This is a genomic window from Stenotrophomonas sp. 112478_Sma (assembly GCF_056479905.1).
The window spans coordinates 4,264,409-4,287,224 of sequence record NZ_CM151072.1; the positions used below are offsets into that span (position 1 = coordinate 4,264,409).

At 68.7% G+C, this 22,816-nt stretch carries 19 protein-coding genes; 11 read left to right on the plus strand and 8 right to left on the minus strand.

Features of this window, described 5'->3' with window-relative positions; translation table 11 throughout:
* Positions 1–35 precede the first annotated feature (35 nt).
* Positions 36–434: a hypothetical protein gene (locus tag ACZK08_RS19385; RefSeq protein WP_053517252.1), complete on the plus strand. Its 399-nt coding sequence runs from the start codon at positions 36–38 to the stop codon at positions 432–434.
* A gap of 47 nt (positions 435–481) precedes the next feature.
* On the opposite strand, the gene recD is transcribed toward ACZK08_RS19385, so the two are convergent.
* The 3 genes from recD to recC are packed head-to-tail and all read right to left on the minus strand — an operon-like array spanning position 482 to position 9,380.
* A complete protein-coding gene (gene recD, locus ACZK08_RS19390) occupies positions 482–2,362 on the minus strand; it encodes an exodeoxyribonuclease V subunit alpha (protein ID WP_065182150.1) in 1,881 nt (626 codons plus the stop codon).
* Entirely contained in the window at positions 2,359–6,033 is a 3,675-nt protein-coding gene (recB, locus tag ACZK08_RS19395; RefSeq protein WP_478452368.1) for an exodeoxyribonuclease V subunit beta, read from the minus strand. Before recB ends, recD begins: the two co-directional genes overlap by 4 nt.
* The gene (recC, locus tag ACZK08_RS19400; protein WP_065182148.1) at positions 6,030–9,380 is read right to left on the minus strand and encodes an exodeoxyribonuclease V subunit gamma; all 3,351 of its coding nucleotides are present in this window, start codon (positions 9,378–9,380) and stop codon (positions 6,030–6,032) included. The genes recB and recC overlap by 4 nt, the downstream gene beginning before the upstream one ends.
* A 190-nt stretch (positions 9,381–9,570) precedes the next feature.
* On the opposite strand from recC, the gene ACZK08_RS19405 reads away from it, so the two are divergent.
* Genes ACZK08_RS19405 through ACZK08_RS19430 form a run of 6 tightly spaced genes read left to right on the plus strand, consistent with a single transcriptional unit; the run spans position 9,571 to position 13,657 of the window.
* Complete coding sequence (locus ACZK08_RS19405; protein ID WP_065174056.1) at positions 9,571–10,359, plus strand: ABC transporter ATP-binding protein; 789 nt, start codon at positions 9,571–9,573, stop codon at positions 10,357–10,359.
* Positions 10,359–11,108 (plus strand): MlaE family lipid ABC transporter permease subunit, encoded by a 750-nt coding sequence (locus ACZK08_RS19410; RefSeq protein WP_053517248.1) that lies wholly within the window; start codon positions 10,359–10,361, stop codon positions 11,106–11,108. Before ACZK08_RS19405 ends, ACZK08_RS19410 begins: the two co-directional genes overlap by 1 nt.
* 58 nt (positions 11,109–11,166) lie before the next feature.
* Positions 11,167–11,691, plus strand: a complete 525-nt coding sequence (gene mlaD, locus ACZK08_RS19415) for an outer membrane lipid asymmetry maintenance protein MlaD (protein WP_053517247.1) — start codon at positions 11,167–11,169, stop codon at positions 11,689–11,691.
* Positions 11,688–12,350 (plus strand): MlaC/ttg2D family ABC transporter substrate-binding protein, encoded by a 663-nt coding sequence (locus tag ACZK08_RS19420; RefSeq protein WP_053517245.1) that lies wholly within the window; start codon positions 11,688–11,690, stop codon positions 12,348–12,350. The genes mlaD and ACZK08_RS19420 overlap by 4 nt, the downstream gene beginning before the upstream one ends.
* Positions 12,340–12,651: an STAS domain-containing protein gene (locus tag ACZK08_RS19425; RefSeq protein WP_053517244.1), complete on the plus strand. Its 312-nt coding sequence runs from the start codon at positions 12,340–12,342 to the stop codon at positions 12,649–12,651. Before ACZK08_RS19420 ends, ACZK08_RS19425 begins: the two co-directional genes overlap by 11 nt.
* Position 12,652: 1 nt before the next feature.
* A complete protein-coding gene (locus ACZK08_RS19430; protein ID WP_065182147.1) occupies positions 12,653–13,657 on the plus strand; it encodes an MlaA family lipoprotein in 1,005 nt (334 codons plus the stop codon).
* A 57-nt stretch (positions 13,658–13,714) separates the two neighbouring features.
* Here ACZK08_RS19430 and ACZK08_RS19435 read toward each other — a convergent pair whose 3' ends face one another.
* From ACZK08_RS19435 to ACZK08_RS19445, 3 genes are all read right to left on the minus strand, one after another.
* Positions 13,715–14,260 (minus strand): glutathione peroxidase, encoded by a 546-nt coding sequence (locus tag ACZK08_RS19435; RefSeq protein ID WP_065182146.1) that lies wholly within the window; start codon positions 14,258–14,260, stop codon positions 13,715–13,717.
* Between the two features lie 68 nt (positions 14,261–14,328).
* The gene (locus ACZK08_RS19440) at positions 14,329–14,718 is read right to left on the minus strand and encodes a hypothetical protein (protein ID WP_065182145.1); all 390 of its coding nucleotides are present in this window, start codon (positions 14,716–14,718) and stop codon (positions 14,329–14,331) included.
* 71 nt (positions 14,719–14,789) lie between these two features.
* The gene (locus tag ACZK08_RS19445; RefSeq protein WP_065182144.1) at positions 14,790–16,352 is read right to left on the minus strand and encodes a DNA recombination protein RmuC; all 1,563 of its coding nucleotides are present in this window, start codon (positions 16,350–16,352) and stop codon (positions 14,790–14,792) included.
* Positions 16,353–16,402: 50 nt separating this feature from the next.
* Between ACZK08_RS19445 and ACZK08_RS19450 the strand changes: the two genes are divergently transcribed.
* Positions 16,403–17,008, plus strand: a complete 606-nt coding sequence (locus ACZK08_RS19450) for a glutathione S-transferase family protein (RefSeq protein WP_065182143.1) — start codon at positions 16,403–16,405, stop codon at positions 17,006–17,008.
* A gap of 72 nt (positions 17,009–17,080) precedes the next feature.
* On the opposite strand, the gene ACZK08_RS19455 is transcribed toward ACZK08_RS19450, so the two are convergent.
* Positions 17,081–18,088 carry a zinc-binding alcohol dehydrogenase family protein gene (locus ACZK08_RS19455; RefSeq protein WP_065182142.1) on the minus strand — a complete coding sequence of 336 codons (1,008 nt, stop codon included), beginning with the start codon at positions 18,086–18,088 and terminating at the stop codon, positions 17,081–17,083.
* 91 nt (positions 18,089–18,179) lie between these two features.
* On the opposite strand from ACZK08_RS19455, the gene ACZK08_RS19460 reads away from it, so the two are divergent.
* The 3 genes from ACZK08_RS19460 to ACZK08_RS19470 all read left to right on the plus strand — a co-directional run bounded on the left by ACZK08_RS19460 (position 18,180) and on the right by ACZK08_RS19470 (position 21,397).
* Entirely contained in the window at positions 18,180–19,151 is a 972-nt protein-coding gene (locus ACZK08_RS19460; protein ID WP_065182141.1) for a LysR family transcriptional regulator, read from the plus strand.
* A gap of 15 nt (positions 19,152–19,166) precedes the next feature.
* Positions 19,167–19,796, plus strand: a complete 630-nt coding sequence (gene leuE / locus ACZK08_RS19465) for a leucine efflux protein LeuE (RefSeq protein ID WP_053517234.1) — start codon at positions 19,167–19,169, stop codon at positions 19,794–19,796.
* Positions 19,797–19,969: 173 nt separating this feature from the next.
* Complete coding sequence (locus ACZK08_RS19470; RefSeq protein ID WP_053517233.1) at positions 19,970–21,397, plus strand: amino acid permease; 1,428 nt, start codon at positions 19,970–19,972, stop codon at positions 21,395–21,397.
* A gap of 51 nt (positions 21,398–21,448) precedes the next feature.
* Here the strand turns inward: ACZK08_RS19470 and ACZK08_RS19475 are convergent, their stop codons facing one another.
* Positions 21,449–22,690: a dipeptidase gene (locus ACZK08_RS19475; RefSeq protein WP_065182140.1), complete on the minus strand. Its 1,242-nt coding sequence runs from the start codon at positions 22,688–22,690 to the stop codon at positions 21,449–21,451.
* Between the last annotated feature and the right edge of the window lie 126 nt (positions 22,691–22,816).

The window sequence follows — 22,816 nt, forward strand, 5'->3', positions numbered from 1 at the left end:
CCGGCGGCCTTTCGCCCCGACAACAGGACGGTTCAATGAGTTACGACATGATGGTGTTCGAGGCCAGCGTCGCCCCGCGTGAGGCGGCAGCGTTCATCGCCTGGTTCGAGAAGCAGACCGCCTGGGGCGAGAACCACGAGTACGACGATCCGGTGGTCAGCAGTCCGGCACTGCAGGGCTGGTTCGCCGCGATGGCACAGGAGTTCCCGCCCTTGAATGGTCCGCTGAGCAACGATGAGGACGATCGCGCCGAGGTCACCGACTACAGCATCGGCCGCCACGTCATCTACGGTGCGTTTGCCTACTCCGTGGCCGAGCGTGCGCACGGCCGGGTACAGGACCTTGCGGAGGAGCACGGGGTGGGCTTCTTTGATGTCAGCGCGGATGAAGCGGCCATCGTCTTCCCCGATGGCCTGGTGCTGATCGCGGAATGACGCCGGGTCGGATCCCGTTCCCGTTGGGAAGGGGATCCGACCCCGGTTCAGAACAACTGGCCCTGCACCGTGGGCTGTTCCATGCGCGCTGGTTGTTCGGCCACCTCTTCGGCACCCAGCCGCCAGGCCAGGCCGCCGATTCGACTGGCATGGCGCTTCAGCGCGGCCTGCAGCACGTCGGCACTGGCCGCCACATGCAGGACCTGGCGGGCACGGGTCAGCCCGGTGTAGATCAGCTCGCGCGACAGCACGCGACTGTCCTGCCGTGGCAGTTGCAGCCAGACCTCATCGAACTCCGAGCCCTGTGCCTTGTGCACGGTCATTGCGAACGCGCTCTCGTGCGCCGGCAATGCGGCCGGATGGAAGGCGCGCGGCTGATCGGCGGTGTCGCCGGGGAACCACGCCACCATCGCGCCCGTGCTGTCGCGCAGGCAGATGCCGACATCGCCGTTGAACAAGCGATGCCGATAGCTGTTCTCGGTTACCAGCAGCAGGCGCCCCTGGAAGTAGCCCGGGGTGGTGCCGGCCAGCAGCTGTTCGATCCGCTCGTTGAGGCCACGGGCTCCCTGCGGCCCTTCACGCAGCGCGGTCAGCACGCGCAGGCGGCCGGCCTGCTGCAGTGCCAGGACCGGGTCCCGGATATCGGCCAATGCACGCCAGCGGCCCAGCAGATGCTCACGCTGGTCACGCAGCGGATCCGGCTCCCCTTCGTGGAAGCGGACTCCCGACAGTTCGCCACTGCGCAACAGTCGCAGCGTGGTGACGCTGTCGCCATCGCGGACGGCACGCGCCAACGGTGCCAGATCCAATGCGTCGCTCTGCCGGTAACCGCGCTGCAGCTGCACCCGCCTACCGGTGAATGCATGGACCGGCGCCGGCGGCTGCAATGCCGGTGCCGCCAACACCCCCTGCAACGCCAGTGCATCATCGACGCGCGTGCCCATGCCATCACCGCTGGCTCGCAGGATCGCGCCCAGCACGTCGCCGGCTTCGACCGAGGGCAGCTGGTCAGGATCGCCGAGCAGGATCAGGCGGGTGCCGCTGGCGATGGCATCGACCAGCTTGGCCATCATCGGCAGATCGATCATCGACGCTTCGTCGATCACCACCACATCCAGCGGCAGCGGATTATCGGCGTGGTGGCGGAAGCGGGGCGAGTCGGGAATGACGCCCAGCAGGCGATGCAGCGTGGTACCGGTGGTAGGCAATGCGGCGCACAGCGCCGGGTCCAGGCCCTCCTCCTGCAACCGCTGCACGGCCAGACGCAGGCTTTCAGCCATCCGCTCTGCGGCGCGGCCGGTCGGTGCGGCCAAGGCCACCTTCGGCGGTGGCTGGCCGGCATGCGCTGCCTGCGCAGCCAGCAACAGCAGCAGGCGCGCGATGGTGGTGGTCTTGCCGGTGCCGGGTCCTCCGGTCACCAGCGCCAAGGGATGACGCAGGGTCACGCCTGCCGCGCGCGCCTGATGATCCTCGGCATCCCGGGCCTGCGGGAACAGCCGTGCGAACAGAGGCGCCAACGCGGGCAGATCCGGCGCCGGCAGCGGATGGCCGCCGATGCGCTGCAGGCCTGCCGCCAGCTGCCGCTCGTACTCGCGATAGCGGCGCAGGTACAGCAGGCCATTCTCCATCACCAGCGGGGCGTCATCTGCGACAGCATCGGCGCGCCCGGGGGTCGCGACCCAGGGCGAGGCGCGCAGCTGCTCGATCCAGGATTGCGGCGCCGGCCAGGCGGATACGCCTTCCAGCAGCCGGTGCGGCTGCGCCGGATCGAAACCGGCATGCCCCAGCGATACCGCCAGCGAGGCCAGGGCCGCCGCCAGGGCCACGTCCTCCGGGGTGTCCGTGCGCAGGCGCTGCAGGCCGGTCGCCAAGGCGTGGTCGATCGTCCGCAGCTGGCCATTGCGGTACAGATCCCTGAGCAGGCTCATGCGCTGGCTCCAAGCGCGCGCGCCGCCAGCTCGGCCTGGGCCTGCCTGCCTCCGGCGAACAATGCATCGAGCGCGTCCACCAGTTCAAGCGGGAAACGATCGGTGTAGACACCATTGCCAGTGCCATCCAGGCCGCGGCAGAACAGATAGCGGATGCCGCCCATGTCGCGTTCGTAGCGGTAGGCCGCCCCCAGCCGGAAGCGCAGCCAGCGATGCAGCGCGACGGTATAGATCAGGGCCTGCAGGTCGTACTCGCTGTGGCGCATGGCGATGGCCAGCAGGTCGGGGCTGTAGCCCGGCAGCCGGTTGGATTTGTAGTCGAGCACGTACCAGCGGCCATCGCGCACGTAGGTGAGGTCGATCATGCCGGTCATCAGCCCTTCCAGCCGGCGGCGCTGGCCGAAGCCCCGGCGCGCGCTGGCGATGCCATGGGCATGCAGTACATCCAGCAGCGCCGGCACAGCGGTCGGCTCGATGGCGAAGTGGAAGTCGATCTCGGCACGACGATCCTGCGCGGGCACGCTGTACAGCGCGCCGCCCTCCGGCAGCTCCGCGATGAGGGTCTGGCCGACCAGTGGCACCAGCACCGCGATGCCGTCATCCAGGTCCGCATCTGCATAGCCCTCTTCGCGCAATGCCTTGCGCAGCACGGCGGCCTGGCCTTCCGGCGCTTCCTGGCCAGGCTGCCAGGCGCCCCATGCGGCGAAGTCGACGTTCTCCATCGCTTCGTGCAGCACGTTGCCGAAGCGGCTGCCCATGAAACGCGGGTCGACCGGCGCGGCCTCTTCGGTCGCGGCAGGATCCGGCAGCGCGGGCTCCAGGGGCAGCTCCGCGCCAACCGGTTCGTCGGCCGCCGGCGCCGGAAGTTCGGTGGCGGCCGCCTCGATGTCACTGCCACTGCCGGCATCGGCATGGGCCAGCTGGGTGAAGCTGTATACCCACCAGTCGTGGGGCACGCGACGCGCCTGCGTGCGCACTGCCGGAAGTTCGCCGTCCATTTCCACCGCCAGCTGCGGCAGCTGCGCCACCGGCTCGCTGTCGTCGACCTGCACATCGGCGCACCCGCGCAGGGCCTGCAGGTCGCCCAGCAATGGCGCCAGTGGGGTCCTGGCAAGACCGGCGAGGTCACCGATGGCGATCCACAGCGCGTGCTCGGCTCGGGTCATGCCGACGTACAGCAGGCGCGCGTCCTCTGCCTGCTGTTCGTGCCGCGCCTGGCGGCTGACGGCGTCCCACACCTCGTCCCTGTCGAGCTTCCAGTGCAGCTGGCGCTCGCCGTCCAGATGCACGGTGCAGTGTGCAGCGCTGTTGTTCGCGCCGCGCTCGATGCCCACGAACGGCAGGAACACCAAGGGGTATTCCAGGCCCTTGCTCTTGTGCAGGGTGATGATCTGCACACGGCGCGCGTCCGATTCCAGGCGCAGCAGCTGCTGCTCATCGTCCTGGTCGGCGCTGGCCATCCGGCCCTGCAGCCAGTCCAGCAGGCCATGCATGCCCAGCGCCTGTGCCGACGCCTCCTGCAGCAGCTCACCGAGCTGGAGGTAATTGGTCAGCCGGCGCTCGCCATCGATCAGCGCCAGCAGGCGTTCGCCCTGTGCGGCGCAGACGTCGGCGATCACCGCGAACGGGCCGCCGCGCTGCCATCGTTCGCGCCAGTGCAGCAGCTGCGCCTGGAATCCCCGCTGCAGGTCGCCTTCGCGTTCCATCGCTGCGATCGCACTGGCAGGCTGGCCGAGCAGCACGGTGGCCAGCGCGGTACGCAGTCGGCCTTCGTCGGCCGGTTGCAGCAGGGCCAGCAGCAGCGCGCGCAGGTCGCGGGCTTCGCTGGTGGCGAACAGGCTCTGCCTGCCGGCTGCCACCGCGGGAACTCCAACAGCCGCCAGCGCACGCTGTACAAGCGTGGCCTCGCGATGCGAACGCACCAGCACGGCGATGTCAGCCGGCTGCACCGGGCGACCACGCAGCAGGGCCCTGCCGGCGCGCGCGTCCACCAGCACCTGGTGAATGGCGGCCACACACGCCCGCGTCGCTGCCTCGCGGGAGGCATCGGAAGCCAGCGGCCTGTCACCGCCGCTGCGCAGCACGCGCAGGGTCAGGGCTGCGGCGGCATGGCCATCACGCTGGTAATCCGCATCTACACGTACGCCGCCCGGCCGCACCGGCTCGAAGCGGATGTCACGCTCGAGGAAGGAGTCCTCACCGCCGTTGTCGTACAGCATCTGCAGCACGCGCAGCAGCGCAGGCCGCGAGCGGAAATTCTGGTCCAGTGCCGGCGCAGGCTGCGCAACCTGCCTGGCCTTGAGGTAGGTATGGATGTCGCCGCCGCGGAAGCCATAGATCGCCTGCTTCGGATCGCCGATCAGGAACAGCGCTGGCGCCAGTCCCAGTTCGCGCACCTCCGGCGAATCGCCGAACAGGGTGTGGAAGATGCCCCATTGACGGTCATCGGTATCCTGGAATTCATCGACCAGGGCAATGCGGTACTGAGCGCGCAGCCGTTGCACCAGCGTCAGCCGTTGCGGCCCCTGCAGGGCAAGCGCCACGCCGTCGATCAGGTCATCGTAGGTCTGCACCCGTCGCGTCTGTTTCAACAGGGCCAGTCGCTGCGCGGCTTCGGCGCGCAGGGCGTGCAGGAAGCGGATCGCGCGCTGGCGAAGCCACGACATGACCACGTCGGCGGCATCCCACCAGGCCTGCAATGCGTCGAAGAGGGGTGCATCCGGGCATGCGCCCTGCTGATCGTCCCGGCAGAGCGCCTGCATCGAAGTGGGCAGCAGCTTCTCCAGATGGAGTTTTCCATCGCGTGACCAGTCCGCGCCGGCCTGCCCGGCGACCAGGGTGGAGAATGCCTTGTCGAAGCTCGGCCGCTTGGCACGACGTCCATCGAAGACCTTCTTCTCGAACGCCGTGGCGATCTGCCCACGGGCCGCATCAAGACCGGAGTCGATGGCGGCCGCGAGGACCTGCGCGGCCTGCAGCATCCGCGGCCGCGGATCGTCCGGCAGCGTCGGCAATGGCAATGGATGCAGCGGCGGTGCGGCCAGCAGCGCGCGCAGGTCGCCTGCCAGTGCGTCCGGGCTCGACCACAACAAGGTCAGCGGCTCCAGTGTGGCCGGATCGTTGGCGTGCACGCGCCACAGGTCAGCCGCCAGTTCCTCCATCAGCTCGCGGTCGCTGGTCAGCAGCTCCGGAGGATCGAAGGTGTGGCCGCTCTCCAGTGCGTGCTCGCGCAGCACGCGGGTGCAGAAGCCGTGGATGGTGAAGATCGCGGCCAGATCGATTTCGTCGGCAGCGACCTGCAGGCGACGCTTCAGCGCCGCCGCGCTCTCATTGCCGGCATCGAGATGGCGCCGCAGGATCTGCCGGGTCAACCGCATGTCGGGTGCCTCGCCGTCGCCCGGAGGCAGGTCGACCATCCGCGCGGCCAGCGCCAGTCGCTCACGGATGCGCTTGCGCAGTTCCTGGGTAGCGGCATCGGTGAAGGTCACCGCCAGGATCTGGCCGATACGCAGGCCCTGCTCGACCACGAGCCGGGTGAACAGCGTGGCCAGGGTGAAGGTCTTGCCGGTGCCGGCACTGGCTTCGATCAGGCGGACGCCATCCAGGGGCAGTGCGAGATACGGGTCGATACCGGGATGTTCGATGGGGGCCCCTGCCACGGTAGCGTTCATCCGGTGACCTCTGTATGTGAACCGGCGCCGGGCACGCGGCCTTCGCGCAGCGCGCCGAACACCACCTGGCTGTTGTGCAGCAGCTCGGCATACCGGGCGTCGTCTGCGAAGGGATCGGCACCGCGCATCAGCAACTGCCAGGCGTCACTGCGGGATTCGCCCCAGCTGCGGTCGCTGCCATGCCACTGCTTCCAGCCCTCGCTGCGCTGTTTCTCGCCGCTGGTCGTGTACAGCACCCAGCCGGTGTAGGGAGCGAACCACAACGGCTCACGCAGGCCACGCCGGCGCAGCTGCAGCAGCGCGCGCAGGGCGGCCCGCGCCGCGGGCACGGACAGTGCCGGCAGGACGTGCGGACCCTGACCGGCGTCACCGCCGTCGTGGAACTGGACCAGCGGCAACGCGTCGCCTGCCGCATTGGCCAGCAGCCAGTCCAGCCCCTGGCGGATCGCCGCGTTGCCGTTGAGCGTGCCCGCGCGCAGCCGCACCAGACCACCGGGATGGCGATCGGCAACCCGGCCGTGCAGGCGCACGCCGTCGATCTGGACCTCATAGCGGCGGCTTTCCGGCTGTACGCCCTGCATCCAGCCCAGCATTGCGTCGGCATAGGGGCGGGTCTTCGATTGTTCCACCTCGAACTGCCGCTCGCCCAGCGCGCCGGATGGCACCAGCGCGCGTGCGCGCAGCCTCGGGTAGAGCGGGTCGTCATCGCCGGTGAGGGTGGCACGCACCACCGCGGCCTGCACACTGCGCGTGTCCGGCCCTCGCGCGGACAGCACCAGCGGCTCCAGATCGACGACGTCCTCGACCTCATCGGCCAGTCGAAGGCCCAGAGACTGCGACAGGAACTGCCCAGCCGGATCGCACAGAAAACGGCGCAGGCTTTCCAGAGACAGCTCCTCTTCCACCGCAGCTTCGACCGGCGGCGGCAGCGCCGCCGCGTCGAACCACGGCGACAGCCCGCCACGCTGCCCGGCCAAGCGACCGGCTGCGGGATGCCATTGCCGGCGGTAGCTGAAGCGACGCGGGTCGCCATCGCCGAACGCGGCGGGGGAGAACGGCTGCAGCGCGTGGCGGACCGTGAATGCCGCGGCGGCGGCGGCTGGATCGAGGTGGTAGGCCGCCACGGCGTCGATCAGCTCGCTGACCAGCACCGACGGTTCCCGCACGCTGCCATCGCGCGGATCGGCGCCGAGGTAACTGAGGTAGAACACGTCCTGTGCGGCGGCGAACAGCTGCAGGAACAGGAAGCGATCGTCCTCGCGGGTGGAACGGTCGCCCGGGCGGCGTCGGGGCGTGTCCAGTTCGGCGGTGAGCTGGTTCAGGCCGGCCGCCGGATCGCGACGCGGGAAATCGCCATCATTGAGGCCGAGTACGCAGATCACCCGGAACGGCAGCAATCGCATCGGCACCATGCGGCCGAAGCTGATGCCGCCGGTCAGCAGCGGTGCACGCGTGTCGGCTTCGGCCAGGGCGGAGGCGAAATGCGCACGTATCACTTCGGGAGGCACCCCGTCGCTGAAGCCGGCCTTGTCCGCGTCTTCGGCGAACTGGTTGAGCAGTTTGCGCAGCCGCTCCAGCGCGCGCTGGCTGTTGGGTGAGCCGGGCGGGGTCGGCAGCAGCGCATCCAGCAGCGACAGCAAGCGCTGCCGCCACTGCGCCGGAGTCAACGTCTCGCCAAGACGGCGCTGGTAGGCGGCCAGTACCCGCAGCAGGCGCAGCAGGCGGTCCAGCGCATCCAGCGCGCCACCTTCCAGCCCGGTCCACGGCGCGACGCCGGCCAGGTCGGCATCGCTGCCGGTGGCATGGCCCAGCAGCAGACGATCCAGCGCGAACTGCCAAGTGTAGGCATCATCCGGCGGAGCGCCGTGCCGGGCGCGATGGTCCGCATCCAGCCCCCAGCGTGCGCCCGCCTGCTGCAGCCAGCCATGCAGGCGGTCGAAGTCGGTCGCGTCCAGTCCGGCTGCCTCGGCCAGGGGCGCGCTGGCCAGCAGATCCAGCATTTCATTCAGGCCGAACCGCGAGACCGGCAGGCCAATCAGGTGCACGAACACATCGGCCAGCGGTTCGCCCGCCAGCGGACTGCTGTCGGCCAACGCGTAGGGAATGTGGTCGTCCTCGCCACCGCGGCCACCGAACACCGCCTCCAGGTAGGGCACGTAGGGATCGATGTCCGGCGCCAGCACGGCGATCTCGCGGGCCTGCAGCGGCGGGTCGAAGCGGTCATCCTCAAGCAGGCCACGCAGCTGGTCGTGCAGGACCTGCAGTTCGCGCAGGCGGGTGTGGCAGGCGTGCACCTGCAGGCTGGGATCATCGCCGGCCAGGCCATCACGCAGTTCGCCGGACGGCAGCGCCCGACGGTGGAACAGATCGCGCTGCAGGCGGTGCAGCAGGCTGTCGGACAGGCCGCCGTCGGCCATCGTCGGCCGCGCATCGTCTTCCGGGTCGATGTAGGCGGCGATCTCACCGGCCGGGTGTACCACTTCATAGCTGCCCAGCACCGCCATGAAGTCGCGGCCGGCTGCGCCCCAGGCTTCCAGCAGGCGGTTTTCTCCCGCCGCTTCGCCGAAGGGATCGGGAGCGCCGCTGCGCAGCCGCTCGGCCAGGGTCTGCAGGTCGCCCCAGTACGACTGCACCGGGGTGGGGAGGTAGAAATGCAGTTCGCCCACCCGCGCCTGGGTCGCCATGACCCGCAGCACGTCCGGGGAGATGTTGAGCGTCGCGAATGCGGACATGCGCGGCGGCAACCCCTGCGGCAATGGCTGGCCGGCACCCTCGAAGCGGTCCAGGTAGGTCTGGATGCGGCGCGCGCGGTAGCCATGCCCACCGGCAACGGCGCGCCACAGGATCGCCTGGGGATCGGCCGGGTCGGCCCCGGCCTCCCAGCGCAGCAGCCAGTCGCGCCGCCAGGCCTGGTATTTCTCGAACACCGACGCCAGCTCGCCGGCCAGGGCCCAGGGTTTCAGCCCATCGCTGCCGGCAAGATAGGACTGCAGCGCGCGCATCGGTGGTTGCCCGAGCAGCGCCGGATCGCGCAGCGCCCGGTACAGCCGCCAGTGCAGGCCGGCAGCATCGAGATCGTCGGCTTCGCCATCGACGTTGGCGTTGAGCGCACGGGCGACGAACTCACCCGGGGTGAGGAATTCGAGGTTGGCGGCGACACCGTATTCGGCGGCCAATGTCGCCTGCAGCCAGCGCCGCATCGCCACCTGCGGGATCAGCACCACGTCCGGTGCGAGCAGCGGCTGCCCTGACATCGGCGCACGGACGTTGCGTGCCAGCAGCGCGGCCAGCACATCCAGCGAGTTGGAATGGTAGAGGCGGAAGTCGCTGCCCGGGTCACTCATCATGCACAGTGTGCAGCACGGCTGGCAGTATTCAATGGTCAAACCTGTCACCGGCACGGATTGTTCCGGGTCGCCCGGCGATTGTCCCGACCTGCCCGGGGCCCTGCCGTGCCACAATACTGCACCGTCCAGTCTGCTTATGTTCAGCCGGCTGACCCGATCCTTCGATGTCGAAAAAATGTTAATGGTGCCCATGTCGGCTTCCACCTCCAGTCTGGTGCAGTTGTCCAACGTCCGCATCGACCGGAGCGGACGCACGATCCTGCGCGACGTTTCCCTGCAGGTGCCGAAGGGCAGCATCACCGCCGTGCTCGGTCCCTCCGGCAGCGGCAAGTCGACCCTGCTGGCCGCGCTGACCGGCGAACTGCGCCCGGCGGCCGGCGATATCACCCTGTTCGGCAAGCCGATCCCGCACCGCAGCGCCGAGCTGCTGGAGATGCGCAAGAGCGTCGGCGTCCTGCTGCAGGGCAATGGCCTGCTGACCGACCTCACCGTGGCCGAGAACGTCGCCCTGCCGCTGCGCACCCACACCCGCCTGCCGGCGGCGGTGCTGCGCCGGCTGGTGCAGATGAAGCTGCACGCGGTGGGATTGCTGGCCGCGGCCGACGCCTGGCCGCGCGAGCTGTCCGGCGGCATGGCGCGCCGCGTGGCGTTGGCCCGTGCGCTGGCGCTGGATCCACCGCTGATGATCTATGACGAGCCGCTGACCGGGCTGGACCCGATCGCGTCCGGGGTGATCATGAGCCTGATCCAGCGTCTCAACCACAGCCTGGGACTGACCAGCATCATCGTCAGCCACCACGTGCACGAGACGCTGCCGATCTGCGACCAGGTGATCGCCATCGCCAATGGCGGCATCGTCTTCCAGGGCACGCCCGACGCGCTGCAGTCCAGCCAGGACCCGTTGCTGCGTCAGTTCCTGCACGGCCAGCCCGATGGCCCCATCCCGTTCGACGCCGAGCCGCGCGCGAGGGTCGCCTGATGCCCTTCATCCAAGCCACCCGCTCGCTGGGCCGCGCCGGCCTGTTTTCGCTGACCGTGCTGCGCGGTTCGCTGCCGACCCGTGATTTCCTGAGCGAACTGACCCGCGAGATCTACAAGATCGGCGCGCGCTCGCTGCCGATCATCGCTGTCGGCGGCGCCTTCGTCGGTCTGGTGTTGACCCTGCAGGGCTACCGCACGCTGACCACCTTCGGCGCGGCCGATGCCCTGTCGACCCTGCTCGGCTTGTCGCTCTACCGTGAACTGGCCCCGGTGCTGACCGCGCTGCTGTTCATCGGCCGTGCCGGCAGCTCGATCGCCGCCGAACTGGGCCTGATGCGCGCCACCGACCAGATCAAGGCACTGGAGCTGATGGCGATCGACCCGGTGGCCAAGGCCGTGGCGCCGCGCTTCTGGGCAGCCGTGCTGACCGTGCCGCTGCTGACCGGCATCTTCTGTTCGCTGGCGATCAGCGCCAGCTACTTCGAAGCGGTGCACGTGCTCGGCCTGGACAATGGCGTGTTCTGGTCGGCGCTGCGCAACAGTGTCGACTTCTGGGACGATTTCGGCGTGGCGATGCTGAAGTCGGCGATCTTCGGCGGCACTGCAGCCCTGGTCGCCGCCTATGTCGGTTTCCACGCCGAGCCGACCATCGAAGGCACTTCGGTGGCCACCACCCGTGCGGTGGTCAATGCCTCCCTGCTGGTGCTGATGTTCAACTTCGTGCTGTCGGCAATGCTGTTCACCTAACCCTTCCATCGGCGGTGCGCGGTGCGCGCGGCCACAACGACTCGATCAGGTACTCCCCATGGCCATCCGCGGTCCCAGACTCGAATTCTCCGTCGGCGCATTCCTGCTGCTGGCCCTGGCGTCGCTGCTGGTGCTGGCCGTGGCTTCCACCAACCAGCGCTGGAGCTGGGGCGGTGACGGCTACGAGCTGAAGGCGCGCTTCTCCCAGGTCGGCCAGCTGCGCAAGCAGGCGCCGGTCAAGATCGGCGGCGTTACCGTCGGCCAGGTTGCCGCAATCGACCTGGACCCGGTCAAGTTCGAATCCATCGTGACCCTGCGCATGGACAGCAAGGTCAAGGACCTGCCGGCGGATACCTCGGCCGGCATCTTCACCAGTGGTTTGCTGGGCGAGAGCTATATCGGTCTTCAGCCCGGTGGTGATCCGGAAGTGCTCAAGCCCGGTGAGGAGATCGTCTTCACCCAGCCGGCAGTGGACCTGATCCAGCTGGTCGGCAAGTACATGTTCAGTGGCGGCGCCGGCGGCGGCGCAGACCCGAAGCCCAACGATGGCGCACAGGCGCCTGCAAAGGAACCGCAACCATGAAGATGAAACTGATCCCGGCCCTGCTCGCGTCCTCGCTGCTGCTGGCGACCCCGTTGCTCGCCCAGGCGCAGGCCGCGGCCCCCGCTGCCGCCGCTCCGCAGGCCCAGGCCGGCAAAGTGGTGATCGATGCCAGCAGCCGCATCCTGTCCACCCTGCAGCAGCGCAAGAGCGAGTTCAGCAGCAATCCGTCCAGCCTGCGCTCCTACATCGACAGCGAACTGAACCGCACCTTCGACCGCGACTACGCGGCGCGCCTGGTGCTGGGCACGCATGCACGCGGCGCGTCGGATGCGGACATCAAGCTGTTCGCCGATGCGATGGCCGACAGCCTGATGCAGCGCTACGGTTCGGCCCTGCTGAACATCCAGGGCAGGCCGAGCTTCCGCCTGAAGGGTGAAAGCCCGCTGCCCGGCAACCGCGGCGTGCGCGTGAGCACCGAGCTGGTGCGTGCGGGCAACGAACCGACGCCCGTCGAGTACTGGATGCGCAACGTGAACGGCCAGTGGAAGATCTTCGACGTCAACATCGAGGGCATCTCCTACGTGCAGACCTTCCGCAACCAGTTCGACAGTCCCCTGCGCCAGAAGGGCATCCGACAGGTGGCCAACGAACTGCACAGCGGCAGCATCCAGGCCGGACCGGCCGGCAATGGCAAGTAACGCGCTGGCACTGCTGGAAGGCGGCACCCTGCGCCTGCGCGGGGCGCTGGATCGTGCCGCTGTCATTGCACTGTGGCCGCAGCTGCAGGCGTTGCCGGCGCAGCTGGCACGGCTGGAACTGGGCGAGGTCGAGCGCGTGGACAGCGCCGGCCTGGCCCTGCTGGCCGAGCTGGCCGCGCGCGCGCGCAAGGCCGGCCACCCCCTGGTGATCTCCGGCATGCCCGCCGGCTACAACGAACTGAGCGCAGCCTACCGGCTGTCGCCCGACCTGGATTTCAACGCTACTTCTGCTGCGAGCTGACATGAACGTCGTACGCGCTATCCCCCTGATCGTCCTGGCCGCCGCGCTCAGCGCCTGTGCCGGCAAGCCCGCGCGCAGCGATGCGCCGGTTGCCGATACGCTGGTTCCGGCCAGCCCGACCGCCGCCACCGATACCGCCACCGATGCCCCCGCACCGGCAGCGGAGCCCACCCCCGTGGCCAGCGGCGAAACGGCCACGGCCAATACGCCTCCGGCCACGGACGCCTCTGCTGGAACCAGTGCCTCGGCTGCCGCTGCGCAGCCCGGCGGCGACGATGATTTCGACGCGCTGTACGGCGCCGACGGTGCGGCTGGCAACGCGGTGGCCTACGACCCGTGGGAACCGTTCAACCGCAAGGTGCACCGGTTCAACGTGGCGGTCGACAATGCCGTCGCGCGACCGCTGGCGACGGCTTACACCCACGTGGTGCCACGCTTTGCCCGCACCGGTGTGAGCAACTTCTTCAGCAACCTGCGCTCGCCGGTGACGATCGTCAACCAGCTGCTGCAGGGCCGTCCGGATGATGCCTGGGACACGCTGGGTCGCTTCCTGATGAACTCGACGCTGGGTATCGGTGGCCTGTTCGATCCGGCCAGCAAGGCGATGGTCGCCAACCGCAAGGAAGACTTCGGCCAGACGCTGGGTGCATGGGGCTGGCGTCGCTCGCGCTACGTCGAGCTGCCGTTCTTCGGTCCCCGCACCGTGCGTGATGTGTTCGGCCTGGCCGGCGACATGCCGCTCTCGCCGATCCGCAACATCGAAGAGGACAAGGTCCGCATCGGCCTGCAGGGCCTGCAGCTGGTCGACAGCCGCGCGCAGCTGCTGGCGGTGGACGATCTGCGCAGTTCGGCGGTGGACGAGTACGCGCTGGTCCGTGATGCGTGGCTGCAGCGTCGCAACTACCAGATCGAGAACGATCTGCGTGGCAAGCGCAACCGCGGCCAGGACGATCCCAATTCGCCGATCCCGATCGATGCGATGCCGATGCCGCAGTGGGGCAACTGAGTCCTGCCGGCACCCGATGAAAAACCCCGCCTCGGCGGGGTTTTTCATTGCGGGCGATCAGGCGCCCAGTGCGGCGTCGACGGCCTCGCGCAGACGCGCATCATCGGCGGCCACATCCGGCGCGAAGCGGGCGATGACCGCGCCGTCGCGGCCCACCAGGAACTTCTCGAAGTTCCACAACACCGCCGGCGCCGGGTGGATCGGAATCTCCTTGCTGGACAGTCGCTCGCGCAGCGGGCCTTCGCCGATGGCCTGCGGCTGCGCGGCGATCAGCTGCTGGTAGAGCGGGTGCGTGTCATCGCCGGCCACGCTGATCTTGGCGAACATCGGGAAGGTGACATCGTAGGTCAGCTGGCAGAACTGCTGGATCTCCGCCTCGCTGCCCGGCTCCTGGCCAAGGAAATTGTTGGCCGGGAAACCGAGCACTTCCAGCCCCTGTGCCTGCTTCTGCGCATACAGCGCCTGCAGGCCCTCGTACTGCGGGGTCAGGCCGCACTTGGAGGCGACGTTGACCAGCAGCAGCACCCTGCCCTGGTAATCGGCAAGACTGGACGGCTGGCCGTCGATGGTGGTGAGGGGAATGTCCTGGATCGGGGTGCTCACGCGGGGTGCTCCGGCAACAGCGGGGAATGGCCCATCAGCATAGCGCCACGTGGCTGCGCCGGAACGCCTCAATCCACGCAGAGCGTGCCCTGTGCCTTGCCGTCGTCGATGCGCTGACGGCAGCCGAAGTTCTGGCTGACGTCGCGCTGGCAGGTGCCGGTGGCTGCCGTGCCGACGGCGATGCCGTCGCTGGCCAGGCATTGGCCGGTGCAGTCACGCTTGCTGCTGCACGTCTTTCCTGCGTCGGCGTATGGAATCACGCACTGCAGGCGCTGCAGGCGTCCCAGCGGCTGCAGGGTGCCGCCGGCGGCCTGGCAGTCCACATCCCGCGCGTCCTGGTAGGCCTGCGTGGCCTCCGGGCCTGGCTGGGCATCACCGGCCTGCGTGGCAGGCGGTGTACTGCTGCATGCAGCAAGCACTGCGGCCAGGGCGGCACTGGCGGCAAGGTGGAAACGCATGGCGGTACCTGTTGGCGATGGACAGGCCGCCAGCATACGCATCGCCCCCGTCGGCAGGGTGTCTGCGTCGCTCAGCGGGCGTCGCTCTCGCCTTCACTTCCGTCATCCTCGCCGCTGCCTTCCGCATCCCCTTCGCCCAGGTCGCCGAGCAGCGATTGCGCCTGCTCGGTGGCCAGCGATTCCACTCCGCGCAGCCTGCGCTCGATGGTGCGCGTCTTGCGGCTGGCGTCGCCAATACTGCGGCCCACGGTGCTGATCTGCTTCTCGGCCTTCTCGAGGATGCCGGCGAACTTGCCGAATTCGCTCTTCACCGCCCCCAGCAGGCTCCACACCTCGCTGGACCGCTGTTCGATGGCCAGCGTGCGGAAACCCATCTGCAGGCTGTTGAGCAGAGCGGTGACCGTGGTCGGCCCGGCCACGACCACGCGGTGATCGCGCTGCAGGCCGTCGACCAGGCCCGGACGCCGGATCACTTCGGCATACAGGCCTTCGGTAGGCAGGAACATCACTGCGAAATCCGTGGTGTGCGGCGGCACGATGTACTTCTCGCAGATCGACTTGGCCTGCACCCGCACCGCGCGCTCAAGCTGGATGCCCTGCAGGCGCACGCCCTCGGCATCGCCCTGCTCCTGCGCATCGAGCAGGCGCTCATAGTCCTCACGCGGGAACTTGGAGTCGATCGGCAGCCATACCGGCGTGTCGTCGTTCCTGCGGCCCGGCAGGCGCACGGCGATGTCGACCATCTCGCCACTGTCTGGACGGACCTTGACGCCCCGCGCGTACTGCTCCTGGGTCAGGGTCTGCTCGAGAATGTTCTCCAGCTGCACTTCGCCCCAGCTGCCGCGGTTCTTGACGTTGGTCAGCACGCGCTTGAGGTCGCCGACGCCGGTGGCCAGCTGCTGCATCTCGCCCAGCCCGCGCTGCACCTGCTCCAGGCGTTCGGAGACCAGGGTGAACGACTGCCCCAGTCGTGTTTCCAGCGTCGACTGCAGCTTCTCATCGACGGTGTGGCGCATCTGCTCCAGCTTCTGGGCGTTGTCGTTCTGCAGCGCGCGCAGCTGTTCTTCCAGAGTGGCGCGCATCTCGGCGATGCGCTGTTCATTGCGCTGGGTCAGCTCCTGCAGCCGCAGGCCCAGGCTCTCGGTCAGGCGCTGCTGGGACAGTGCACCCTCTTCGCGGCCCTTGCGTGCATCGTCCACCAGGGTCTGGCGCAGCGCGCCGAGCTGGGCATCGGTGCGGCCGGTGAGTTCCTGCAGTTGCTGGCCGAAGGCATGGATGCGCGCCTCCTGCTGCTGGCCGAAGCTCTCCAGCTGGCCGCGCAGTTCCTGCAGCCGCTGCGCCAGCAGGGCACCGCTGCGCTGCTGGCTGTCGGCGGCTTCGGCGCGTGCCTTGCGTGCATCCTCGCCCAGCGCCTCGCGCAGCAGGTCCAGGCGCTGGTCGGTGCGGGTCGACAGGTCGGTCAGCGCCCGGGCAAAGCCATCCAACTGTTCGCGCAGTTCACTGCGGCCCGTCCGCGCCTCCTCGCGTACGGCCTGCTCCAGCCGATCATGCGGTGGGCGGCGCAGCAGGGCGACCAGCTGCAGGATGAGTACGACCAACAGGAGGCCGGCGATGAGCAGGGATTCGGTTTGCATGGCACCAGTGTAGGCTGGGCCAGTCTCAACTGCTGCGTCCCGCCCCGGTCATGCTCGCGCTGTTCGGAAAGCCCACGTCGATCAACGTACGCAAGGTGCTGTGGCTGTGCGCCGAGCTCAGGCTGGCCATCGAGCACGACCCGGCACCGTCGGCACGGCGGCTGGCCGGGCTGAATCCGAACCTGCAGGTGCCGGTGCTGCGCGACGGCGGCTTCGTGCTGTGGGAATCGAACAGCATCTGCCGTTACCTGGCCTCCCGCGCCGGACGCGCTGACCTGCTGCCGGCAGATGCGCAGGCGCGTGCGAAGGTCGAGCAATGGATGGACTGGCAGGCGACCGACCTCAACACCGCTTGGCGCCACGTGTTCATGGCGCGCGTGCGGCAGCATCCTGACTATCCCGACGACGACCGCGCCGAGACCGGCCTGGCCCGCTGGAATGAGCTCATGGGTCTGCTGGATGCCCAGCTGGCCGGCACGGGAGCGTATGTCACCGGCGACGACTTCACCCTGGCTGACATCGTGCTCGGCCTGTCCACCCAGCGCTGGCGCAGCACCCCCGGCGCCAAGCCCGCGCTGCCCTGCCTTGACGCCTGGTTTGACCGCCTGCGGCCGCGACCCGGGTTCGCCGAACACGTCGACAACGGTGACCCCTGAGGCAGCGGCACGTACCGCGAGGCCTCCTGCAGGGCCGGGTCATGCTTTGCTCTGCAGGAGGCAGACAGGCCTCTACCAGCCCTCGAGAACGATCTTGCCCTTGGCGCGGTGACTCTCCAGCACGGCATGCGCGCGGCGCAGGCTCGCCGCTTCAATGCGGCCGAAATGCTCGCCCAGCGTGGTCTGCAGCACGCCGGCATCGACCAGGTCCGCGACGCGGTTCAACAGCACGTGCTGCTGCTGCATGTCCGGCGTCCGGTACAGCGGGCGGGTGAACATCGATTCCCAATGCAGCGACAGCGCCTTGCGCTTGAGGGCCATCACATCCAGCTGGCCAGGATCGTCGATCAGCCCCAACTGGCCCTGTGGCGCCAGCACCTCCACGATCTGCGCGAAATGCTGGTCGGTGTGGGTCAGGCTGGCGACATGCTCCACCTGCGCGATGCCCAGCCGTGCCAGCCCTTCGGCCAGTGGCTGGCTGTGGTCGATCACATGATGCGCGCCCATCGCGTACACCCAGTCCTGCGTCTCCGGGCGCGAGGCGGTGCCGATCACGGTCAAGCGGGTCAGGCGACGCGCAAGCTGCACCAGGATCGAGCCGACGCCACCGGCCGCGCCGATCACCAGCAGGGTCTGGCCCTCGCCTGCGCCCTCGGCGATGCGCAGGCGATCAAACAGCAGCTCCCAGGCCGTGATCGCCGTCAGCGGCAGGGCTGCGGCGGCCGCATCATCGAGGCTGGCCGGCTTGCGGCCCACGCTGCGCTCGTCCACCAGCTGGTACTCGGCATTGCTGCCGGACCGGTCGATCACGCCTGCGTAGTAGACCGCATCGCCCGGCTGGAACAAGGTCACCTCAGCGCCCACCGCATCGACGATGCCGACGGCATCCCAGCCGAGCACGCGCGGGCCATCGGTGGCCATGTTGCGGCGGACCTTGGTGTCGACCGGGTTCACCGCCACCGCGCGCACCGCCACCCGGAGGTCGCGCGGGCCCGGCTGCGGAAGCGGCAGGTCGATATCGATCAGGGCCTGTGCATCGTCGATCGGCAGGCCGGCATGGGAATAGGCAATGGCGCGCATGGCAGCGGTCCAGTGGGAAAGGAGGCCACAGCGTGCGCCGCGCACGGTCCGCCGGAAAGGCGCACAATCGGGCAGGACTTTCACTCCTGCAATGAAAATGATCCGCTTCGACGACCTGCAGCTGTTCGTCCGTACCGCCGCACTGGGCAGCTTCTCGCAGGCCGCGCGCGAGGCCGACCTGCTGCCCGGTCAGGTCGCCGCCGCCGTGGCCCGGCTCGAGCGCGAACTGGACCTGCGCCTGTTCGTGCGCACCACCCGCAGCCTGCGGCTGACCGCCGAAGGCGCGCTGTACCTGCCTTACGCGCAGGAGGTGCTGGCGACCCTGCGCGAAGGCCAGGCCCGGGTGCAGGGCGAGGATGCCGAGCTGCATGGCACGCTGCGGCTCTCTGCCCCGTCGGACTTCGGACGCAACCTGCTGCTGCCGTGGCTGACCCGGTTCCGTGCGATGCATCCGCGCTTGCGGCTGCATCTGCGCCTGTCCGACGAAGTGGCTGATGTATTCCGCGATCCGGTCGATGTGGCGATCCGCATCGGGCACTTCGATGATGCCAGCTATGTCGCCCTGCCCCTGCTGGAAGGCAACCGGCGCGTGCTGGCGGCGTCGCCCGGCTATCTGCAGCGGCGCGGCACGCCGCAGCGGCTGGAGGATCTGCGCGAGCACGACTGCCTGGCCTACCAGCTCGGTGGTCGCGCCTACGACCGCTGGGCCTTCGAGGTCGACGGCCGTCGCGTGGTGATCCCGGTACAGGGCCCGCTGGTGTGCGACGACGCCGATGTGGTGCGGCGCTGGGCGGTGGCCGGTGAGGGCATCACCTACAAGTCCTGGCTGGACCTGCGCGAGGACGTGCTCGCCGGGCGCCTGCAGCTGCTGCTTCGCGGTGTGGGCAGCCACATCCCACTGCAGCTGGTCTGCCCGCACCGCAAGCAGTTCTCGCCCGCGGTGCGGCAGTTGCATGCGCAACTGCGCCAGCACCTGCAACCGCTGCTGTCGGGCATGCCCGAGGGCGGCGGCGGCCCCCTGTCGCAGCGCGCGGCACTGGCCGACAATACCGGCTCCCCGTAGCGAGAGAACACCGCCATGCCGTGGATGGGCATCCAGGACCTGTGGACGTTTCTGGTCGCCGTGCTGGTGTTCCTCGCCCTGCCCGGGCCTGGCACGTTCACCCTGTTGACCGCCACCGGCAGGGGCGGGGTGCGCGGTGGTTACACCGCACTGGCAGGCCTGCTGGTCGGCGACCAGATCCTGATGTGGCTGGCCCTGGCCGGCGTGGCGGCCCTGCTGAAGGCCAACCCGCTGGTCTTTCACGCCGTGCAGTACCTGGGCGCGGCCTATCTGGTGTGGGTGGGCATCAGCCTGCTGCGCACGCCCAGGCAGGAGGGCGGCGATGCCGGCCCGATCCGCATGCAGCCGGGCCGCTACTTCCAGCAGGCGATCCTGGTCAGCCTGCTCAATCCGAAGGCGATCCTGTTCTACATGGCCTTCCTGCCACTGTTCATCGACCCCAGGGCGCACCAGGGCATCGCCACCTTCGTCGCGCTGGCGGGGATCATCTTCGTGGTCAGCATCGCCTACTGCTCGCTGTTGATCTGGGTCGGCAACCTGGCGCGGCGCCGGTTGATCCAGCATCCGCGCGTCAGCGACGCGCTGCGACGCGTGGCCGGGGTGTTCCTGGTCGGCTTCGGCATCCGCCTGGGACTGAACGGCTGACCGGCACGGCGACGGCGGTCGGGCCCGTTCCGCAACCTTTGTGCTGATTCCGGCAGTGTCGTCGCGGTCATGCGCGCGCTGCGCCAGGCATGACCCCCGTCAGTGGTAATGCTGCGCTGCGTTCGGTCACACTCGGAGACTTGTCGTTATCAGTCACCCCTTCCGAGGCCTGCATGTCCCTGCTCCGGCGCAAGTCCCTAGATTCCGTCACCGTCCATGAAGCCGGCAGGCGACTGGTCCCGACACTCAGCTGGCCGCACCTGATCGCGCTGGGCATCGGCGCCATCGTCGGTACCGGCATCTACACGCTGATCGGCGTCGGTGCCAATCTCGCCGGCCCGGCCGTCCTGATCTCCTTCGCCATCGCCGGTGCGGTCTGCGCCTGCGCGGCCCTGTCCTACGCCGAGCTGTCGACGATGATGCCGGCCGCCGGCAGTGCCTACACCTACAGCTACAGCGCGTTGGGCGAGGTGTTCGCCTGGGTGGTGGGCTGGAGCCTAATCCTGGAGTACTCGCTGGTGGTCAGCACGGTGGCCGTGGGCTGGTCGGGGTACTTCGTCGGCTTCCTGGAGTGGGTCCACACCCAGTTCGGCTGGGACGTGACCCTGCCGGCCGCGCTGGCCGCGGGTCCGCACGTGGAAGGCGGCATGATCAATCTGCCGGCGATCGTCATCACCTGGCTGGTGGCCCTGATGCTGATGGCCGGCACCAAGGAGAGCGCGACCCTCAACGCGATCCTGGTGGTGTTCAAGCTGATCGCACTGGCCATCTTCGTGGCAGTGGCACTGCCGGCCTTCGACAGCAGCAACCTGCAGCCGTTCATGCCGTATGGCTTCGCCAAATCACTGGGTCCGGATGGTGTCGAGCGAGGCGTGATGGCGGCCGCCGCGATCATCTTCTTCGCCTTCTACGGTTTCGACGCGATCTCCACCGCTGCCGAGGAGACCAAGAACCCGGGCCGCGACCTGTCGATCGGCATCATCGGTTCGATGATCGGCTGCACCATCGTCTACGTGCTGGTGGCGCTGGCCGCCGTGGGTGCGATGAGCTACGCGGTGTTCGGCCACAGCGCCGAGCCACTGGCGCTGATCATGCGCCAGCTCGGCCACCCCACCGCGGCGATGGTGATCGGTGTCATCGCGATCATCGCCCTGCCGACCGTGCTGCTGGCCTTCCTGTACGGGCAGAGCCGCATCTTCTTCGTCATGAGCCGCGATGGCCTGCTGCCGCGTGGCCTGTCCAAGGTCAGCGCGCGCACCGGCACGCCGGTGGCCACCACGCTGTTCACCGCGCTGGTGGTGTCGGCGCTGGCCGGCGTGGCACGCCTGGACGAGATCGCGGCATTGGCCAACGCCGGCACCCTGGCGGCGTTCACCGCGGTAGGCATCTGCCTGGTCGTGCTGCGCGTGCGTGAACCGAACCGCGAGCGGACCTTCCGCACGCCGCTGGCCTTCATCGTCGGGCCACTGGCGGCGCTGGGCTGCATCTACCTGTTCATCAGCCTGCCGCACACCACGCAGCTGTACTTCCTGCTGTGGAATGTCGCGGGCCTGGTGCTGTACTTCCTGTACAGCCGCCGCCATGCGCTGATCGCGCGCTGATCCAGATCGCGCCGGGCACGGCCCGGCGCAGATCCGGCCCGGGCGGGGCGGTTACCCGCCCTGCCTGGCGGCGTAGTCCTGCGCCTGCCGCATCACCCGCAGCAGATTGCCGCCCCAGATGCCGGCGATCTGCTGTTCCGTGTATCCCTTGCGCAGCAGCCACGCGGTGATCTTCGGCAGCTGGCTGACATCGGGCAGGTCACTCAGGCCGCCGCCGCCGTCCCAGTCCAGGCCGATGCCCGCGTGTTCGGGCCCGACCACCTGGAGGATGTGCTCGAAGTGGGCGAAGAAGTCCTCCAGGCTGGCGTGCCGGACGGGGTGTTCGTGGTCCAGTGCCTGTTCGGCCTTCAACAGGGCCACGCCCTGCTCGATGCCCATGCCTTCCCAGCCTCCCAGCTGCCGGCTGAGTGCTTCTTCGGCCTGTTTGCGCTCGGCCGTCTTGCCGGTGTCGATCAGATAGCCGCCATAGGCGTTGACCTGGATCACACCACCAGCCTTGGCCAGCTTCTTCAGCCGCGCGTCGTCGAGGTTGCGTGGATGGTCGTAGACCGCCTTGGCTGAACTGTGCGAGAGCACGAACGGCACCGGCATCATCGCCAGCAGATCGTCGAACACGGCATCGGAGGCATGCGACTGGTCGATGACGATGCCGAGCTTCACCGCCTCGCGCACCAGCGCCTTGCCGGCCGGGCTCAGGCCTTTCCACTCCGGTCCCTTCGGATCGGTCGCAGAATCAGCGAACTCGTTGTTGGCGAAATGCACCGTGCTCAGCAGGCGCAGGCCGGCACGGTGATAGAACGAAAGCAGGCTGGGGTCGGCCACCAGCGGGCTGGCGTTCTCCATGCTGATGTAGACCACGCGTTTGCCGGCGGCCTTGATCCGCGCCGCATCGTCAGCGGTCAGGGCCAGGGCGAACCGATCGCCGTTGGCCGCCACCATTTCGCGGATTTCCAGCAGGCGCTGCAGGCCGTGATCGCGCTCGGCCAGGTGGGCGGCGGCGCTGCGGTCGCCCTGCTCGGTGTAGATCGCCCAGAACCCGCCGTCCAGTGCTCCCTCGACCATGCGCGGGTAGTCCACCTGTGACAGCGCATTGCGATCATGGCGCTGTTCGATATCGAAGCCGGTGCGGCCAAAGTTGGCCGGCGTATCCAGGTGGCTGTCGAGCGTCAGCAGGCGCTGCTGCAATGTCTTGGCACGCGCAAGCTCCTGCGCGCTGAACTCGATGGCATGGGCGGTCAGCGGCGCGCTCAGCGCCAGGGCAAGCAGCACGGACAGACGGCGCAACGACGGCATGAGGTTCCTACCGGCAATGGGAAGAACCCGACCATAGCGCTGCGGCCGGCCAATTTGTAGAGCCGAGCGCATGCTCGGCTGCCAGACAGATCAGCCGAGCGTGGGCTCGGCTCTACAGCGCCACGC

What these genes read in the sequence shown, in the direction of transcription:
- ACZK08_RS19475 (WP_065182140.1), bottom strand. Translation starts at nt 22,690, where the DNA reads ATGCCGTCGTTGCGCCGTCTGTCCGTGCTGCTTGCCCTGGCGCTGAGC.
- ACZK08_RS19470 (WP_053517233.1), top strand. Translation starts at nt 19,970, where the DNA reads ATGTCCCTGCTCCGGCGCAAGTCCCTAGATTCCGTCACCGTCCATGAA.
- ACZK08_RS19420 (WP_053517245.1), top strand. Translation starts at nt 11,688, where the DNA reads ATGAAGATGAAACTGATCCCGGCCCTGCTCGCGTCCTCGCTGCTGCTG.
- ACZK08_RS19445 (WP_065182144.1), bottom strand. Translation starts at nt 16,352, where the DNA reads ATGCAAACCGAATCCCTGCTCATCGCCGGCCTCCTGTTGGTCGTACTC.
- ACZK08_RS19425 (WP_053517244.1), top strand. Translation starts at nt 12,340, where the DNA reads ATGGCAAGTAACGCGCTGGCACTGCTGGAAGGCGGCACCCTGCGCCTG.
- ACZK08_RS19450 (WP_065182143.1), top strand. Translation starts at nt 16,403, where the DNA reads ATGCTCGCGCTGTTCGGAAAGCCCACGTCGATCAACGTACGCAAGGTG.
- ACZK08_RS19405 (WP_065174056.1), top strand. Translation starts at nt 9,571, where the DNA reads ATGTCGGCTTCCACCTCCAGTCTGGTGCAGTTGTCCAACGTCCGCATC.
- recC (WP_065182148.1), bottom strand. Translation starts at nt 9,380, where the DNA reads ATGATGAGTGACCCGGGCAGCGACTTCCGCCTCTACCATTCCAACTCG.
- recD (WP_065182150.1), bottom strand. Translation starts at nt 2,362, where the DNA reads ATGAGCCTGCTCAGGGATCTGTACCGCAATGGCCAGCTGCGGACGATC.
- ACZK08_RS19410 (WP_053517248.1), top strand. Translation starts at nt 10,359, where the DNA reads ATGCCCTTCATCCAAGCCACCCGCTCGCTGGGCCGCGCCGGCCTGTTT.
- ACZK08_RS19440 (WP_065182145.1), bottom strand. Translation starts at nt 14,718, where the DNA reads ATGCGTTTCCACCTTGCCGCCAGTGCCGCCCTGGCCGCAGTGCTTGCT.
- leuE (WP_053517234.1), top strand. Translation starts at nt 19,167, where the DNA reads ATGCCGTGGATGGGCATCCAGGACCTGTGGACGTTTCTGGTCGCCGTG.
- ACZK08_RS19455 (WP_065182142.1), bottom strand. Translation starts at nt 18,088, where the DNA reads ATGCGCGCCATTGCCTATTCCCATGCCGGCCTGCCGATCGACGATGCA.
- ACZK08_RS19385 (WP_053517252.1), top strand. Translation starts at nt 36, where the DNA reads ATGAGTTACGACATGATGGTGTTCGAGGCCAGCGTCGCCCCGCGTGAG.
- ACZK08_RS19430 (WP_065182147.1), top strand. Translation starts at nt 12,653, where the DNA reads ATGAACGTCGTACGCGCTATCCCCCTGATCGTCCTGGCCGCCGCGCTC.
- ACZK08_RS19460 (WP_065182141.1), top strand. Translation starts at nt 18,180, where the DNA reads ATGAAAATGATCCGCTTCGACGACCTGCAGCTGTTCGTCCGTACCGCC.
- recB (WP_478452368.1), bottom strand. Translation starts at nt 6,033, where the DNA reads ATGAACGCTACCGTGGCAGGGGCCCCCATCGAACATCCCGGTATCGAC.
- mlaD (WP_053517247.1), top strand. Translation starts at nt 11,167, where the DNA reads ATGGCCATCCGCGGTCCCAGACTCGAATTCTCCGTCGGCGCATTCCTG.